The 17,565-nt window shown below is 35.9% G+C and carries 17 protein-coding genes, 1 pseudogene and 1 other annotated feature; of the genes and pseudogenes, 4 read left to right on the top strand and 14 right to left on the bottom strand.

Going from position 1 to position 17,565, the window contains the following annotated elements:
* Positions 1-322 precede the first annotated feature (322 nt).
* On the top strand, positions 323-742 hold the full coding sequence (locus tag J7I80_RS06760) for a very short patch repair endonuclease (protein ID WP_214736872.1): 420 nt from the start codon (positions 323-325) through the stop codon (positions 740-742).
* Positions 743-993: 251 nt separating this feature from the next.
* On the opposite strand, the gene J7I80_RS06755 is transcribed toward J7I80_RS06760, so the two are convergent.
* The 8 genes and pseudogenes from J7I80_RS06755 to J7I80_RS06720 all read right to left on the bottom strand — a co-directional run bounded on the left by J7I80_RS06755 (position 994) and on the right by J7I80_RS06720 (position 10,729).
* Positions 994-2,775 (bottom strand): DUF2357 domain-containing protein, encoded by a 1,782-nt coding sequence (locus J7I80_RS06755; RefSeq protein WP_214736870.1) that lies wholly within the window; start codon positions 2,773-2,775, stop codon positions 994-996.
* A 9-nt stretch (positions 2,776-2,784) separates the two neighbouring features.
* Positions 2,785-4,263, bottom strand: a complete 1,479-nt coding sequence (locus J7I80_RS06750; RefSeq protein WP_214736868.1) for a hypothetical protein — start codon at positions 4,261-4,263, stop codon at positions 2,785-2,787.
* A 16-nt stretch (positions 4,264-4,279) separates the two neighbouring features.
* Positions 4,280-4,978 carry a hypothetical protein gene (locus J7I80_RS06745; RefSeq protein WP_214736866.1) on the bottom strand — a complete coding sequence of 233 codons (699 nt, stop codon included), beginning with the start codon at positions 4,976-4,978 and terminating at the stop codon, positions 4,280-4,282.
* Positions 4,979-5,062: 84 nt separating this feature from the next.
* Positions 5,063-6,331 carry a DNA cytosine methyltransferase gene (locus J7I80_RS06740; protein ID WP_214736864.1) on the bottom strand — a complete coding sequence of 423 codons (1,269 nt, stop codon included), beginning with the start codon at positions 6,329-6,331 and terminating at the stop codon, positions 5,063-5,065.
* Between the two features lie 5 nt (positions 6,332-6,336).
* On the bottom strand, positions 6,337-7,416 hold the full coding sequence (locus J7I80_RS06735; RefSeq protein WP_214736862.1) for a DNA cytosine methyltransferase: 1,080 nt from the start codon (positions 7,414-7,416) through the stop codon (positions 6,337-6,339).
* 356 nt (positions 7,417-7,772) lie between these two features.
* Positions 7,773-8,369: pseudogene (locus tag J7I80_RS06730) on the bottom strand (DNA/RNA non-specific endonuclease); the annotation flags it as partial.
* A gap of 424 nt (positions 8,370-8,793) precedes the next feature.
* The gene (locus tag J7I80_RS06725; RefSeq protein ID WP_214736859.1) at positions 8,794-9,657 is read right to left on the bottom strand and encodes a nitroreductase family protein; all 864 of its coding nucleotides are present in this window, start codon (positions 9,655-9,657) and stop codon (positions 8,794-8,796) included.
* A gap of 169 nt (positions 9,658-9,826) precedes the next feature.
* Positions 9,827-10,729, bottom strand: coding sequence for a proline dehydrogenase family protein (locus J7I80_RS06720; RefSeq protein WP_483297688.1), 903 nt, complete (start codon positions 10,727-10,729; stop codon positions 9,827-9,829).
* Between the two features lie 209 nt (positions 10,730-10,938).
* On the opposite strand from J7I80_RS06720, the gene J7I80_RS06715 reads away from it, so the two are divergent.
* Entirely contained in the window at positions 10,939-11,376 is a 438-nt protein-coding gene (locus J7I80_RS06715; protein ID WP_214736857.1) for a hypothetical protein, read from the top strand.
* Positions 11,377-11,553: 177 nt separating this feature from the next.
* Here J7I80_RS06715 and tyrS read toward each other — a convergent pair whose 3' ends face one another.
* The 4 genes from tyrS to trhA all read right to left on the bottom strand — a co-directional run bounded on the left by tyrS (position 11,554) and on the right by trhA (position 15,198).
* Complete coding sequence (tyrS, locus tag J7I80_RS06710; RefSeq protein ID WP_214736856.1) at positions 11,554-12,798, bottom strand: tyrosine--tRNA ligase; 1,245 nt, start codon at positions 12,796-12,798, stop codon at positions 11,554-11,556.
* Positions 12,799-12,843: 45 nt separating this feature from the next.
* Positions 12,844-13,066, bottom strand: a binding site (T-box leader).
* Positions 13,067-13,082: 16 nt separating this feature from the next.
* Positions 13,083-13,595 (bottom strand): MarR family winged helix-turn-helix transcriptional regulator, encoded by a 513-nt coding sequence (locus J7I80_RS06705; protein WP_214736940.1) that lies wholly within the window; start codon positions 13,593-13,595, stop codon positions 13,083-13,085.
* 317 nt (positions 13,596-13,912) lie between these two features.
* Complete coding sequence (locus tag J7I80_RS06700) at positions 13,913-14,473, bottom strand: GNAT family N-acetyltransferase (protein WP_214736854.1); 561 nt, start codon at positions 14,471-14,473, stop codon at positions 13,913-13,915.
* An 86-nt stretch (positions 14,474-14,559) separates the two neighbouring features.
* Positions 14,560-15,198, bottom strand: coding sequence for a PAQR family membrane homeostasis protein TrhA (trhA, locus tag J7I80_RS06695; protein ID WP_214736852.1), 639 nt, complete (start codon positions 15,196-15,198; stop codon positions 14,560-14,562).
* Positions 15,199-15,766: 568 nt separating this feature from the next.
* Here trhA and J7I80_RS06690 point away from each other — a divergent pair.
* Together J7I80_RS06690 and J7I80_RS06685 are read left to right on the top strand one after the other, a co-directional pair.
* Entirely contained in the window at positions 15,767-16,117 is a 351-nt protein-coding gene (locus J7I80_RS06690) for a DUF2200 domain-containing protein (protein WP_214736850.1), read from the top strand.
* A gap of 278 nt (positions 16,118-16,395) precedes the next feature.
* Positions 16,396-16,683 carry a hypothetical protein gene (locus tag J7I80_RS06685; protein WP_251027636.1) on the top strand — a complete coding sequence of 96 codons (288 nt, stop codon included), beginning with the start codon at positions 16,396-16,398 and terminating at the stop codon, positions 16,681-16,683.
* Positions 16,684-16,761: 78 nt separating this feature from the next.
* Here J7I80_RS06685 and J7I80_RS06680 read toward each other — a convergent pair whose 3' ends face one another.
* Positions 16,762-17,127 carry a DUF5412 domain-containing protein gene (locus tag J7I80_RS06680; protein WP_214736848.1) on the bottom strand — a complete coding sequence of 122 codons (366 nt, stop codon included), beginning with the start codon at positions 17,125-17,127 and terminating at the stop codon, positions 16,762-16,764.
* 143 nt (positions 17,128-17,270) lie between these two features.
* A complete protein-coding gene (locus tag J7I80_RS06675; protein ID WP_214736846.1) occupies positions 17,271-17,555 on the bottom strand; it encodes a hypothetical protein in 285 nt (94 codons plus the stop codon).
* Positions 17,556-17,565: the final 10 nt, after the last annotated feature.

The raw sequence follows: 17,565 nt of genomic DNA, 5'->3' as shown, positions 1-17,565 counted from the left end.
TATAAAGGCTCCTTGCTACCTCCTATTATATTATGGCTAATTGATATTGGCTGAGAGTATGGCTAACTTAATTTCAGCATAGTTTTTATTCTATTTTTCTTTTCTAAAATGGTACTGTCAAGCAAGGTGAACTTCTTTGAGCATTATGCTACCTTAAAAAATGTACCCTTGAGTTTACTTTCTGACAAAAACAATGCCAATTGAATTGTTGCCCATTCATAAATAGGGAAGTTTATTTCGGACAATTATCTTTAGTTCCTGTTTATTAAAATAAGATTTAGGATAATGTATTGAAAACGAAGTCCATGAAAGGTAATAAATTATGTCTGATGTAATGAATAAAGAACAAAGATCAAATAATATGAAAGCCATCAAATCTGTTTCTAAATTGGAACAGAGAGTTACGAAAGCCCTTTGGAACAAGGGATTTAGGTTTAGAAAAAACAGTAAGTTGTTTGGACGGCCAGATATCTCTATCAGCAAATATAAAATTGTTATTTTCATTGACTCGTGTTTTTGGCATGTATGTCCCCAACACAGCAATATGCCAAAGAACAATGAAGAATTCTGGAGAAAAAAACTAACAAGGAATATGGCTAGGGATGAAGAGGTAAATGAGTATTACTTAAAAAGAGACTGGAATGTATTAAGAATATGGGAGCATGAGATTAAGAAAGATTTCGAAGGAACAATAGACAAAATTGAACAATTTATTATCAACTCCAAAAAACACTATACGTAATGTATCGTTAAACATTTTCCCTTCGGAATTACGAATGAAGATAAGACTTTTCGTTACGGTAAAAGTCTTATCTTCTTATAGTGTTATTATCTATCCATTCTAGAAATCGTCTGACTAAATACTTTATTCTTAAAGGCCATAATAGAGTTTCTTTACTTACAGTAATTAAAATTCTAAGTTTCTAATTGATAGTCCATACCAAGCGTCCTCTTATTGGTAAAATCCACAAATGCTCCAACCATTGCTCTTTGTTAAATTTGTACGCACATAAATATGTCTTCTATAAAGGACTTTAATCTTACTTCTGTCTCAGAATCACTAGGTACCAATGGTATTGCTCCAATGCTCGGTATAATATGCTCGGTTTCTCGGTAATTTTTAAACTGATTTCCTGGATATAAAACATACGAACCCAAAGTGTCAATAATGCCATCTTTATAGGCGTGCATTTTAACAATATCCTCTTTTTTGCTCATTTTTAGGTCTGTTTCCATGTCATCAATCTTGTCCAGTTTATATTTAGCATCAAAATGAATATAAAAAGAGTTTCCGTTGCTGAGTTCATTAAAATGCAAGGTAAAATCCGGCTTAAACTTTAAAGAATACGAATATCCAGATTTAGTTTGCCTGCTGAATTCCTTATTATAGAAAAACGTAATTTTAAAATTCTTCTTCTGGAAAACCAGACCACTTAATAAACCTTTTTTGAGATTGAAGCTAACGCTTCCATTCTCTTCAACCCATAAATTGATATGTTCGATCTCTGCACTAAATATGTCACGCAAAATATTCCTGATTTTAAAAAAACACCATATCTCGTACAAATCATAAACTGGTTTGGAATAAATGTCATTGGTTACCGCTTCTAATGGACTCCATGATAATTGAAGTCCGCTTTGTAATCTCTGGTCCAGAATTAAGACATCCTGATATCCCGCTCTATTCTGAAGAACTTGTGAATTGGAAGGAAAAAATTCCATTCTGCCAACTTGCCTAAAAACAGAGGAATTTAAATAATCTTCTATTATCGTTAACCATTGATCAACTTCAAGTGCATACAACAGAAATATTTTCCTGTTCTCGTTGTCCATTATTGTTTGATCTATACTCTTTTTTAATGAATGTACAATATAATGCAGCTCTTCCAAAAAGCTTTTAATATAACGATTTTCAGGTGTATCATATGTCTCATTTTGAACTTTAGTTATTAATTTCCCTGGCGTATAGCCATTAAATTTCTTTTTTAATATTCCTTCTGGCTGCAAGTCGAGAATTTGTAAATTGAATATCATTAAATTGGTATCAGGCTTCCTCCCTCCACCTATGGGTTCAGTGGTTGAGATAGAGTTAAGTTTATTATGCAACTTAAACAATATGGTATCAAAAGCAGTTGGTAAATCTTTCATAATACTTCTTAACTGAATGATTTGGCTGAAATTTTCCGAGCTCATTTTGTTATTTGCTATATTTAGGCGAGATAATCCACTAAATTGCATTAATAAGTTACTCGATTCTTTTGCAATTTCGTTCAGTAAAGACCTATAGTCGCTTTCATAAGTTATTTTTCTTGCAGCTACTTCACAAAAAAATTCTTCTCTTTTACCAAGAGAGAGATCTAAAAACCCAACAAAGTTTTTCGTGAAAAGCTCACCTACAATTTCTATATATACCTCATTATCAATCACTTTCTCTTTCCAATAGCTTTTTGGAAAAAAATTAACGTGCTTATTGACATACATATCTTGGAAGGGACCTTGAAAATCTGATCGGGACACAATATTTTTGGGAACTAACGCAGTTATTAAATAGGTTGCTTCTTCTCTCAAAGATAAAGGATAGAAAGTTTCTGGGTGATCTTCCCGTAATGTTATCAGTGGTAAATCTTCTGTAATATCACTTTCTATAAAAGCTGTAATTTTGTAATTCACAGTATGAAGATGGGTTATTGAACCCTTTTCCCCTTTTTTTCTTTGGATTTTCAGCAGCTTTTTAGAGTATGGCCATTGGATAATGTACTGGTTAAGAGAATACATTATTAGCTCCTAACCTATAAATGAAGTAAATCCGATATTATTAAGGGACGTTTTCATTTTATTCAGTTTTGCCATACTCTTAGGTAAATCAAGATTATTTTTGACTATATTTTCATTATTGGTAGCATAATTCTCTGAAGCTTCTCTTACTTTAATATTTGCGGCGATATCATCAAATATTTCTTTATTAAGGTACTTAATTAATAAATCCAATACATCACTCAACTGCCTTCTATTTCCATGTAGTTTCGGAAGTACTTTTTGCAAAATGACATTATCCATATAAGTTCCCCACTCCGCGGTCGACTTTTTGTACAGAATGGCAAAATATAAATATTCCAGGGTTTCTTTATAAATTCTGTATCCAAAATCAAAATTAACAGTCTTAAGTAAACTGTACATGCCGGATAGAAGTATTTCAATTTGCTCCTTTGCTTCTTCAAATCCAGAATCATCATGCCATCTGCTTTGTAATTGAGAAAGCACATCCACTCCCTGGTGTTCTTTTTCCCTGTATTCTATAGATGTCCTAAAGTTGTTAAGGATCGTGTCACCATCCAAATTAAGGTCACTTTGCGTAAATGATCCGTTAAAATATTTTGATGGATGCACTGTTTCCAGTTCAATTATATGCGCCCTATCCAAAACTTTTGGTGAAAACATGTAGGTTGTTTCATCCACATTTACTGTGCCTATAATAAATATGTTTGGTGGCAAAGAAATGTAATTATCCTTTTGTAAGAGCAACTCTGCGCTTTCAAGTACTTTTGAATTTACCCGAGGGTTTTCCTTAAGAGTTTCAATTATAATTGCAAGTTGAGTTTTATCTAATAACTCTACACCTTTTTCCTCTGAAGAACTCCTGTTAGCCTCCATTGCTGAAAGAAAACTGCTAAAGTACCTTTCAACATGCGATAAATTCATTTCGTCCAAAATAATAAAATGCGGTAAATATCGATTCTCCGGGTGAAGAGCTTTTAGAAGCAACTCTACTATAGGAGTAATTTCATACACTGTCTTACCTTCCGGCCCAAAAGGATTAACATAACCAAGTAAATTACGTGAATCTGTCCAGTCTGCACCAACAGGGATTAAAACGTGTCTCTTTTCTGACGGAATTCTTACTGCTGCACCTAATTTGATATTTGTTGAGCCCTCATTAATCATATCCCAGAATTCGGTGTCATCACTTTCAACTTGAACATTCATTTCAATTTGTACTTCAAACTCTTTCTCTTCAACCTTAGCAACAAAAACATTGGAGTCTATACATAAATTTCTTATATCTTCCTCGTTTCTGTTCAATATTCTGCCTCTATTATTAATCGCAAGGGATAACCAGGAGTTTACCTTGTAATTCTTGTTCTCTAGATGTTCAGCAACCTTAAGTGCCAAATGCGTCTTCCCAGTGCCTGAGTTTCCTGTCAGCACTACAAATGGCTTTGCAAGTAATGAAATTATATAATTATCTATAATCGATTTCTCCAATTTTTTTCGTAGCTCCTTATCTGTATACTTGAATTATAGTATTGGGCACACTTAACATATCAACATATTCTTCATGTGTCATTTCTTCAAACTCTTCAGGGGATTTATCAGATTTGCAACAAGACTGCATCAGATTCTCAAGATTATACCTTGACGTCAGCCTGAACACTTCTTTCTGTGTTGTTGGTTCTATAATTTTAGCCTCTATCATTCTATGAATGAAAATGTTTATAATTTGCCGTTGGTTTTCAGTAGTTTTGGAAGATAAATTAAAATTAGGTATGTTTATAATGTTATTTCTAGTAACTGTACCTCCATTCGTCTTAATAACAAGGAGCACCTCATAAAGCGGATGGACAATCTGACCATCAATTAATTGATTAAAATTCAACAAGTAATTTAACAGGTACTCACTCGCAAGGATTCTGCTTTCCAAAAAGTCACGTGCAAGCCTGGATAGTTCATAACTTTCACCCTTTTTCCGTCGAAAAACCCCTAGTTCCCTTCCAAGTGTATATGCGCTCATCCATTGTTTTTTTGTACCTGAATACTTTTTTTTGCCGCCATCAACATATTTGTCTAGCATCTTACCAAAACCAATTCTCATGTCTTCTTGCGTTCGGAATTGATTTGCCGTCTGAGTATATGCCATCAGTAAATTTCTGAAGTCCCTTTTTCTCCATATATCAAAATAAAGACTCTCATTATTTCTCATATATTTTTCCTCCTCTCATTTAGTCCCTAATTACAATTTTAACAAAATAAGTAAAAAAAGACGACCTTAAAAAGATCGTCTATGCTAAATTTCATTACACATTCTATCAATACGTAAATCAGACTCATCATATTCAGGTGAAAGGATTTCAGCAACGGCAAGTGCCAATTTTTTTGAAAATTTTGGTGGGACAGCATTTCCAATCATTTTATAGTTTTCACCAGCACTGCTAATAAACTCATAATCATCATCAAAAGTTTGTAGTCTCGCGGCTTCCCTTACAGTGATAGATCGAGCCTGCCTTGAATCGGGATGGATATGCCTTAATCCATCTTTATATAAATGTGCTGGAATTGTATTACTTTGATCATCCCAGCGTAATACATAGTATTTATGAACATTAGAAGTTTTACCAGTACGCTCAGTATAGAGTTTCTTTAAAGCATCTGTTGAAATATATTTAAAATAACCTTGTTCAATATCTGTTGTCAATTCAGTGAAGATTTCTATGTCTCTCCTGCTGTGAAATCGGGGTTCGTGATTTGATACATTTTTTTTATTTAAGACATGAGAGTATTTTCTTCCTTTATCCTTAATATCCTGTTCTGCAGGAAATAAAGGGGGCAGGTCTCCAATGGCATCTCTTACAGTTCTTTTATTTGCTTCTTTATAAATAGGTAATACTCTGTGGTAAAAGTCTAAAAGTACCTTCTCAGGTTGTTTGAAGAGTGATTTATTTAGTGCCAATATAATTACTCGGCTTCTTTTTTGCGGAACTCCATATTCAGTGAAATCTATTAATGCGTGTTCCTTTAAATCATCAACAATTATATAACCAGCTTCTTCAATTTCTTTCCTTATTAATTCTGTTACTGGCACATCACCTGGTTTTGCACTCAGCATGCCTTGTACATTTTCAAATACAAATGCTTTTGGCTTATATTTTTTTACCACTTTCATATAGCTTTCAAAAAGGTAGTTACGATAGTCATTTTTCATTCCATGTTCGTCTCTTATACGTCCGGCAATTGAGTAGGCCTGACAGGGTGGTCCACCGATTATCAAATCAACATTTTCAGAGCCAACGAGCTTATTTAATCCTTGATTTGAGCCATACTTTTCATCATTCTCCCAACCATAGAATAACTCATCTGTCCTTTGAATATCGAAAATTAATACACGCTCTTCTGCATTCTCAATGCCGGATTTAGTTTTTAATCTGTTTACGAGGTTCATTGCAGGTGCTTTTTCCCACTCTACAGCTGCTAAAAGATTAAAAATCCCTGTTTTTTTAAAGCCTTCTGATAATCCTCCACAACCGGCAAAAATATCAATTACATTAAATTTATTCATTTCCATCACACTTCTTGCTCTATTTTCAGATAAGATTTTAGCTTCTTGGCAATATGAAAGCCTAGTAATGGTGGAACAGCATTACCAACTTGTCTGTATTGCTGTGTTTTTGTACCGTAAAATACAAAGTCATCGGTAAAAGTTTGCAAACGTGCATTCTCACGAACAGTTGGTACTCGATTGAACTTGTAGTGGAAGTGGTTTCTATGTCCAGTGTCTATAGTTTTAGAAGGCTTCTCACTATGATATCTTGTCCATGCTTCATTAAATTTCCTACTTTCTCCAACACCCGGTGGTAAATCCTTATGGTTTCCTCCCTCTGGCACCATTGAAATCACTTTTTTTACTTCTTCTGTATGACGAGTACCTACATGGTTGTATAACATGGTAGTTTTGGATCTCATATATTTTTGATAGTCAGTCAGGGGCTCACTCACATAATTATCAATTTCTTCTCCAAGCTTATCATCATCCCGATCATGAAGGTCGCTGATAGCTTCTCCACAAGTAACATATTCATGTGGAGAATGAGTCTGTTCCGGGAAGCTGAATTCTGTGTCTCCCTTAATACCCACAAAAAATATTCTTTTTCTTATTTGGGGGACTCCATAATCTGGAGCAAATAATACATTGAAATTCACTTTATAGCCTAACTCGGAAAAACTTTTTATAATATCATCCCTAGTTTTTCCTTTATATAATGTAGCCAATCCTGGTACATTTTCTAAAACAAATGCTTGCGGTTCAAAAACTTTAGCAGCTTCGACCATTGATTTAAAAAGTGTGTTTCTTTTATCACCTTCATCTCTTGTTCCAGTCAATGAGAAACCTTGGCAAGGAGGTCCGCCAACGATAAGATCAACTTTTCGGTCTCCGATAATATTTTGCATTTGATGTATTGTTGCTGGATCAAACAGATCTGCCTGTAATATTTCAGCATGCCCATGGTTTTCTTTAAATGTTTTTAGCGCTATAGCTTCATTATCAACTCCAAGCAACACTTCATAACCTGCATCCATAAAGCCTCGTGATAATCCTCCGCAACCAGAAAACATATCAATAACTGTAGGTTTTATATTTCCCACTTTATTTCACTCCCTACGATTCTTCATTAATAAATATTATAACAGAACATACATTCTGTAGTATATGTCAATAATATTATTATAATGAAATATCTAAAATACATAAAGGATATTTTACTATTAACATTTATATTTAATCTATTTATGCGCACAGTTCATCAACATTTGATTTTCTGTCTAATTTTACCTAAGTTATTATGGGTTAAGATGGTCTCTGGTCTAGCCTAGTCTGTTCTTTATCAAATCAATAAATTTCTTGTGCCAACTAAAAATGGATCAAACTGTTGGATGCTCTCCCATTTGACTGATCAAATGCTCTTCTACTTAGCGTTTTAACTGCTAGTTCTCTCTTTAATAGTGGCTCCGCCAGCGCTTCGGATCACGTCTTCCATATATTCTTGATCACCATGTCGGTTGAGTGTGCTATCTTGTGGGGTAATATTATACGCATTCGATACCCCTCCGAGAGAATCAGCAATAACATGTCCTTCATCTAAAACGTCACTTACGACACCGGGAACCTTTGCTTCATCAGAGTAGTATCTGCCAGAAGGTAATACAGGTTCGTTCCGGTCATCTTGTAGAATGATTTCGTCAGCAATGACGCGTACTAGTTGCCCGTATTCATTGGTAAATGCCCAATATTCCCGGTCTCCATAACCAATGTCAACTACGACGTAAGGTTCACGATAACCAGACAAATCGCCACCATCAACTTCAATAAGCTTGTATCCTGAGAACAGTTCATTAGTTGATTGGGTTTGTTTTTCCTCTGCTACTGGTTCATCGACAACCGTAGTTTCTTCTTTTTTACTATTTTTATTTGTGTTAACTGTAGTTGCTTCCTGTGGATCTTTTTCTCTATCCTTAATGGTTGTATCTTCTACGCTTGTACAACCAACCATAAAGATGGTCGTAAAAATGACGATTAATAAGTTCATTTTATTTTTCATTTTAGGGCTCTCGTATAATAGTTTCATATTGTTCATTATCTCAAAATGTTAACATAGATTAACGCTGTAAACCCATTGATAATAGTAATTCCGATTATACTTTATTTCAGATGATACTTTGTCAGAAGTGTATAGTATTAAATTTCATTAAATTCTTTAGGGGAAATTCGCGAATCAATACACAAAAATTGATGAAATCAAGAACAAAAAAGCCTTATCCCCAAAAGATAAGGCTGAAATATTTATGTTAGTGTAGTTTTCGCAACGGCTTCAGAGTGTGTATCCAACAAATATTAATTTAGTTTTCATTAGATCAAATAGATAAATAATCCTTTTCCACTATCCTAGCTGCATTCACCAGCTCACTGCCCTATTCCCACTTAAACACATAACTTGCCAAGATAAATCCTTCGATTCAACCAACCTAATCCAGTGTCCAGCTAACCATATACTCTGTCAGACTTTTCGGGAGCTCTAATCCTGGGTCTGCAACTTCCCAGCGACCCTTAATTTCCAGTTCATCGCATGCTAACTCAAACTGAGCCATAGCAATGCCAATATCGAGTATTTGCATATCATATCCTAGCCTTGTACTGTAATTGGGGGTATGTTCAATATAAAAATGGCACTTTTGCCGATCCTCCGACAAAACCAGTCTCCATGGCTGTTTGTTAGATGCAGAAGGCCCCAGCCTCACCATCTCGATGGGAATCTCAAAATGTGTTGCATGCTCCTTTCCGAGCGGATCTGTAAAACATCCGTCAAAAAACAACTGATCCCACGGTTTTTTATTATCGGCTTTCACCACATAACGAAGCGCTTTATCAAATACTCTTTGCTTTTGTTGAGGATAGCCCGATGGCGTAATACATGGAATAAACTCTCCTTCTGCAAGCTGAATTTCTCGTTCAAAGGAATTCCTGCTGAAGGTGCCGCCCATCCAGCATGTTCCCAATCCAAGACCTGTCAAATAAATCACCAGCTTATGAAATGTATAAGCGAATTCCAGCAAGGAGTATTTCTTATTTTCACACAGACCGACCAGATAGACCTGCGGATTTTTAATAAATCCATAAGTTCCAAGCTTGATTCCTTTTTCTGATACATTGTTGGTAATCTGAATAAGCTCTATTCGGCCTTTATTGCCAAAAGGTCCTATTAAATTGTCTTCATTAGCTATGTATTCTATAATCCTTTTGTAATCAGTTTCGGAAAGCTTCTTTGTATCATATGTTCTAATAGATTGACGATATTTCATCGTTTCAATAGCCGATTTAATATTACTCATAATGCACCTCTTTCAACGGGAGCAAAGGGACGTACCTAATGCTCCCAAACGGAATAACAACAGGACTACCTTACCATTTTCTATAGAAGATTTACATAGCCAAACTAGGTGCATCCAGAGGATACGTCCTGCTGCTTCTCCCAATCTTTCTCTTAAACCCCCAAGCAGATCATTTTGCCACTAAACTCTTCAAAACTAGGTTTAAATTTTTCGGGCGTTCTGCTAATCTTCTCATAAAATACCCATACCAGTCATTTCCAAATGGTACATAGGTACAGAAGGAATATCCTTCTTTTACTAGTTCATGCTGCATATCTGTTCGGAAGCCATATAGCATTTGGAATTCAAATTTATCTATCGGAATATTGTTCTCGATCACAAATTGTTTTACTTCATTTATAATATTGTGATCATGTGTAGCGATCGATGTGAAGCCCGGGTGTTGCAGTCGTTTCTTGATCAGTTTCAAGTAGTTGGCATCAATTTCTTCCTTTTTTTGCAGAGAGACTTGATCATTTTCCTTATATGCACCTTTTACGAGTCGCAATCTCACATGCTTCAATCTTTCAAGATCGTTTTCTGAGCGGTAAAGGTATGCCTGAATTACGGTTCCGATGTTGTCGTATTCGTATCGCAACTCATCTAATATATCAAACGTCATTAGGAGATGACTGTAATCTTCCATATCAATATTTACAAATACTCCGTATTCTTTTGCTGCTTTCATTATATCCTGGATATTTTTCAGGCAAAAGTCTTGATCAACATCTAATCCCAGTTGTGTTAATTTAATTGATAAATGTGCGTCTACATTTGATTGTTTAATGGCTTGCAGTGTTTTAAGGACATTCTCTTTGGCTTCTATTGCTTCATGCTCGCAACGAACAAATTCACCTAGATGGTCTACTGTTGCACTAATACCATGAGAGTTTAAATTCTTCACTGATTGGATCATCCCATCAGTGTCAGTTCCTGCAACAACCTTTCCCGCTCCAAGTTTGAATCCCCATTTTTTTGCACTAGCATTTAATAACTGATTTTTTGACAACGCCATGAAGAAATCTCTCGCTATAGCCACTGCACATTATCCTTTCTGTTTTTTATTGGGAAGCTTTCTTATAAGTTAGATACCCTTTTCCTTTTTACAATAACTTTTTTGCTACTCGCGAAATTTTCAGGATTGAAAGCAATATAGTGAAAGCAGGACTTTTGGATTTGGTAGAGAAATGGATATTGTAATAATCAATTTTTTCCAGACTTTAAATTGTTAAGCTGGGGGTAATGAAGAAATATGTACTAGTTTCTGCGATGATCCTAGGCATTGCTATCTCTTTTATCTTCTATATATACCGAGTACAAGACTTAGGTGACGTCGTTAATATTGATCAAGTCGATCGCATCTTTTTGACAACAGTTGAAAGTGAAAGAGAAAACGAAGGGATTGAGATTAAAATTCCCAAAATTAGTGAAGACCAAAAGAATAAACTTGCTGATTTTTTAAATCAATATAAAGTAAGACTAACGATGAAAGAGGGATGGTCCTCTGAAAATCCTAGCGAACAGTTTACCCTGCGCATAGTATACAAAAATGGAGAATTCGAGATCTTCATCTTCGACCATGACGTGGTTGCCTCAACACGAATTTACGAAGTAGTGAATGCTCCCTTAGATTTTAAGTGGATAAAGGAATTTGAGTGTGAACTTCACTCAAATGATTAAGAATGTTTTAAGCGGAAGATTAAAGGGTTGAAGTTTGAGGTTTACTTTCACCCTTGGAGAGCAATTGTTTTCTAGAGAACATATGATAAATGAATGCTAGGATGTATTACACCACACAAAAGAAAACTCAGGGCTTTTACTAGCTCTGAGCTTCTTTGTATGCAAATTAACTTATATCTAAACTTTCAATTTAATAAATTTCCGTTTTCCTACCTGTATAATTAACCCATCGGTAACAATAAGGGTTAATTGGTGATTACCCACTTGTTCCCCATTTACTTTTACGCCTTTATTATCTATCATCCTTCGTGCTTCGCTCTTGGACGATAACAATTTCAAACCAACTAATAGGTCAATGATTGATATCTCCTTATCTCCATCCCATTCTATAACAGGAATATCATCAGGCAAAGAACCTTTTTGAAAGACAGAGATAAAATGATTTTCTGCCCGCTCTGCCGCTTCAATACCGTGGTACATTCTTACAATTGTCTTACCAAGAAGCATTTTGGCATCCCTTGGATGAAGTTCCCCTGTTTCTAACTGTTTCTTAATGGTTTGAATTTCTTTAGGTGTAAGATCCGTTACTAATTCAAAGTATTTAGTCATTAACTCATCGGGAATGGACATTGCTTTCCCGTACATTTCCTGTGGGCTCTCATCAATGCCAATGTAGTTTTTCTTGGATTTAGACATCTTTTCGGCACCATCAAGACCTTCAAGTAGTGGCATTAGCAATGCGATTTGCTTTTCCTTTCCAAACTTCTCCTGAAAGTGTCTTCCCATCAGAATATTAAAATGCTGATCGGTCCCTCCAAGTTCAATATCGGATTCCAGTACAACAGAATCATAGCCTTGCATAAGTGGGTAGAAGAATTCGTGGAGTGAGATTGGTTTACCGAATGCAATGCGTTCTTCAAAATCGTCCCTTTCCAATAGTCTTGCCACGGTGATCTTGCCGGCCAATTGAATTACATCCTCAAAATTTAGTTCAGACAACCATTTAGAGTTGTAATGCAATTCAACTTTTTCCATATCGATAACTTTTGCAAATTGCTCAAAGTATGTTTTGGCGTTATGCTTCACTTCTTCTTCTGTCAATTGCTTTCTTGCGACCGATTTCCCTGTCGGATCCCCGATTTTTCCTGTAAAATCCCCAATTATTAGTTGTATGATATGTCCATTTTCTTGAAACTGTCTCATTTTGTTAAGGACCACGGTATGTCCGAGATGAACATCTGGAGCAGAAGGGTCCAAACCTAGTTTAATTTTTAATGGTCTATTTTGCAGAATCGACTTGGCTACTTTTAGTTCTAACTCTTCAAGGGGAATAATGTCCTGTACACCTTGTGAGTAGATGTTCATTTGCCTTTTTACTTCAGCAAATTGTTCTGCGTTAAGTTGGTTCATTACCTCATTCATCGCTAATTCCTCCAAATTTTAAAATACAAAAACCACGTCCCTAAAAAAAGGGACGTGGTTTAACTTTTGCACGCGGTACCACCCTAATTGAAGGAATACTTCCTTCCACTCTTCGAATAACGGCTCGTCCGTTCTTTGCATAACTCGACCTAGCAAAGAAAGCTCCAGGAATGTAATTCGCTCTTATCTGTGTGTCGATTTGCACCAACCATCGACTCTCTGTTTACAGGGAGATAACAACTACTGGGTTTCCCATCATCGCATTTTAATCATTAAGTTGTTTTCTAAAAATCATTATCAATTATTACCCTTCTAAGTACTCTAGAAAGGTTTTTCTGTTCTTCAACAGATAATACTGAAACCAATTGGACTTCTCCGGTATGAAACTGTGGATAAATCTCCTCCATTACTTGCTTGCCCTTTTCGGTAAGAGAAACAGAGGTAATCCTTCTGTCTCTTTTATCCACCTTTCTAAAACATAACTCTTTTTTTTCAAGAGTTTTGGTTATGTTGCTTATTGTCGCTTTTGAAACCCCAGCGGACTCAGCCAATTTTTTTGTCTCAACTGATTCCCAGATCCACAAATCATAAAGCATTGAGAATGCAGTCCAGGATAATCCGTATTGCGATAATACACCCTGCTCCATTTTATTTCTCAATCCCTGTGCTACTCTGTAAATATTGGTAACAACCGAAATCGCGTCTAGATTTAGGGAATGAATCGGGCTATTAGTTAAGCGTTTAATTGTATCAATTTCTTCAGGGAGTAATGCTCCTTCGTCGTTAAATGAATGAATATTTTTCCCTCCTAACTTTCTGAATCGTTAGCTATGAAACGATATTAACAAAAAAAGAAAAAAAGTGCAACACCAATTTCATGTTATTACACCTAAACTGCATTTTGAGTCAATAATTGAGTTCAACGAAAAGGGCGATAATCCTTCCTGGATCAACGCCCCTTTATCCTGATAAGAATTCGATGAAATTCCCTTTACAGCCCTTGATTTTAAGGTGCTGATTCTCTCCATTCCAGTAACTTTTCATTGAAAATCACACGTTAATTCATGTGGCTTTGTTACAATCTGACATTAAATATTCTTTATCGGCTAACTCTTTAACTTTTATTAAAGTCTTGCTTCAGCAAAGAATAAATATATAAATCATCAAATTTACCACGTGTAAATTCATAATTCCTTAATAATCCTTCCTTGATAAAACCCAACTTTTCTACTAACTTTTGTGATGATCCATTAAGTGGCTCTATCAACGCTTCTATCCTCTGGAAGTTCATATGTTGAAATCCGTGGCTTATTGTAGCTTCAACTGCCTCAAGAGCTATACCTTTGCCCCACTGCTCTTTACTCAATTCAAAGCCAATTTCAGTACGGAAGTGTTGAGAGACTATGTTATGAAAACCGCAACTGCCAATCACAACACCTTGCTCCTTTAAAGTAATTCCCCATCTAATACCTGTTTTGTTGTTTTGTATAGATTGATACCAGGAAATCTCGTCCAAGGCATCGTTTATTGTTTTAAAAGGTTGTAATCCATAAAATTTCATTACTTTTTCATTAGACATATACTTCAAAATGCTGTTCGCATCATCTTTTTCAACTTTACGCAGAACTGACCTTTCAGTCTCAAGTATGGGAAATGCATCTGTATCTATGCTCATAGTGACCACTCCTCTTAAGTAATCCTTTCATATTAGTCGTATGCACCTTTAGGATCAACTTACTGTACCTTCAGTTTCTATATAAATTAAGGCAGCAATGTCAAGACCGCAAAAAAGTGCATGATCGAGCCTGCTAATACAAAAACATGCCAAATTGCATGGTGGTAATGAAATCCGCGCCAGACGTAAAAAATGGCTCCTACTGTATACAAGACTCCTCCAATTACGAGGAATACCAGTCCTTGTGATGATACATTCTGTGTCAGTGGACCCCAGGCAAAGACAATCAGCCAGCCCATGACAACATATAACACTGTGGATGTATGCAGGAATCGTTTGACGAACAGTGATTTAAATACTGTTCCTGCGATGGAAAGGCCCCAGACGATTCCGAACAGTGTCCATCCTAATACTCCTTTTACCGCGATGAACAGGAACGGTGTGTAGGTGCCGGCAATGAAGAAATAGATGGATGAGTGGTCCATTATTTCAAAAATGTCCTTTGCTTTTCCTGGCGGGAAGCTGTGGACCAGAGTTGATGATGTATATAAAAGGACCATGGTCGTCCCGAATAAAGTGAAACTCACCACATGCCATGCTGTTCCGTACAGGGAAGCGAACACAATCAGAATGACGAGGGCTGCGATGCTTAATAGTCCTCCTATTCCATGGATGATTGCGTTTGCGATTTCCTCTCTCTTCGTGAATATATGTACATTGGCCATACTGTTGACTCCTTTGCTCTAAACCGTTTCTTCTATTATATTAGACCATTAGTATATCACCTATGACATTGATTGGTGAAAGGATATGGAGTCAGCTTCATTCGGATAATTCTTAATACGAAAAAAAGCAGAGTATGTAATCCCCCGCTTCCATTCACCTTCTTCTCCCTCTCCAAACACCCAACCGAAAAACAATCCCTGTATAGGTAATGAAAATCGAAGAGACGATAATGATTTGCTTATGATTAGACCAGATCGTGAGAATGGTTTTTTGAAGATTGCCTGTAAGATATAGGTAGTAGATGTAAACCACAAAGAAGGAAAGAAACAATAAGAAGGAAAAGCGGAGCATACGAAAAAAAGAGCTTCCTTCGAGAAAGGTTCTGGGTATTCTACTTCCCTTGTTGGAAAGCACTGTCTTAGCCATCAACCACACCCCCTGCTTCATATGCATTAATATTCTTTCCCTACAGGCCAATTTCCTTTGATTTCGGTAATAAAATTCACATTTGAACACTCCAATTCTTCGTACTATAATGAAGAAAATGATTCTAAGGGAGTTTGTATCTTGAGCAAACATAAAATCTATACAATGAGTTTCGCAAGTGTCTATCCACATTACGTGAATAAGGCGGAAAGAAAAGGACGTAGTAAAGCAGAAGTCGATGAAATCATCACCTGGCTGACAGGATATAGTCAGGAAGAGTTAGAAGCAGTGCTGGAAAAACAGACAGACTTTGAGACCTTCTTTGCAGAAGCTCCTCAAATGAATCCTTCGAGGGACTTGATTAAAGGCGTAATCTGTGGTGTTCGAGTGGAAGACATTGAAGAACCAACAATGAAGGAAATTCGCTACCTGGACAAGCTGATCGATGAGCTGGCAAAGGGAAAAAAGATGGAGAAGATTTTAAGGAAATAAGAAAATCCAGAACACACCGACTTTTTAAAAAGGTCAGTGTGTTTTTGTTTTGTCCTTATTGAAAATACACCCTTTAACGAAATACCACATACTATCGCAGATGCAGAAAATAATAACCATATGAGGTGATATTATGTTAATTCCTAAAATGTTGATTTCCTTAAGTCTTTTTTACAACTTAGGGAGTATGACTTGCTAACAGCGAAATCACTGTACCTCCACCCAAAGTCATACAAAGTGCTTATACAAACATTCCTGAAACGAACAATTGGGTTACTGTGCCAAAAGGGACCGAAGAAATAACCATCTATGTAGAAGCCGATAACACAGAAACTGTTCTCTTTTGGCTTATCCCTACTGGCACTCAGACATGGTGGGAAAGAACTCTTATTGGTTATGCAATAAATACAGATAAAGAAGGAACTTTTAACAGTCCACAAACCTTCTCATTAACATGGAAAATCGACAAGCCTTTTCTTCATGATCATATAGAAGTTCAGCTTATTGGTATGAATGAGGCTACTAGCGGAGGAAGCATTAACATTACTATGGAGAGAAATGAATGATCTATAACTTTCTCTTTCGACCTTAATAACTCGGTGTATTTCTGCTTATTGAAGGTAAACACCCGTTACTTCAATAAGTTATGACTCATTTCTAAAATCAAATTTTTCATTCGGTACATCTAATTTATGTCCGTTTATGACAACTGTATCATTGTCTGTCCAAGTAATATTTGCACTATCTTCTCTATAATTCCAATATATATTTTTAGTTTTGTTATTTCTTTCATTAAAAACTAATTCACCACGGATAGAATATGATGTTGTTGCACCTCCATTAGTTACATATGCTTTTAAGGTATATTTCCCGTCAGGTGAGGTCTCTTCTGTAAGAAATTCTCCTGTTGGTAACCTGTTCATATCAAAAAATGCCCAGTATACTCCATAACCGACCAATGCAATAAATAATAATGAGACAATAATAAGCCATTTAATTAACCTTTTCATTAATCTCTCTCCTCTTGTTTATTGAAGAAATCAGCATCAATAGTTGAAGGAGCGACAGCCCTGTTCTGTTCTCGCATCCTTTAGTTATACATAAAGACTTTCAAAATATTTGAATATTAAATAAATGATGTGATACTAAGCCATTATTTCTTACGTTTTCTTTCTAAAAATATAGGTGCTATATTCAGTAAGATAGAAACAATTGTTAAAAACCAAAATGCCCTTGCCATACCAGGTACTACATCCGATAAAGCCGCCCAATCTTCTGCTTTTACCCACCGAGATAGGTAACTGTAATCTGCACAAATTGTTAATGCTGTAAATGATAACGCCATCGCCATAGCAAGCTTATAATCCTTTCCTGCTGCATACATAGAAAGATTTATAACAGTTACTACTATGGCAATAACCCCAAATATTACCCACATAACTATACCT

The organism is Bacillus sp. ISL-41, assembly GCF_018613235.1.
In the GTDB taxonomy this organism is placed as follows: domain Bacteria; phylum Bacillota; class Bacilli; order Bacillales; family Cytobacillaceae; genus Mesobacillus.
Note: the sequence above shows the minus strand (reverse complement) of the source record. Positions and strands in the feature narration are given on the sequence as shown.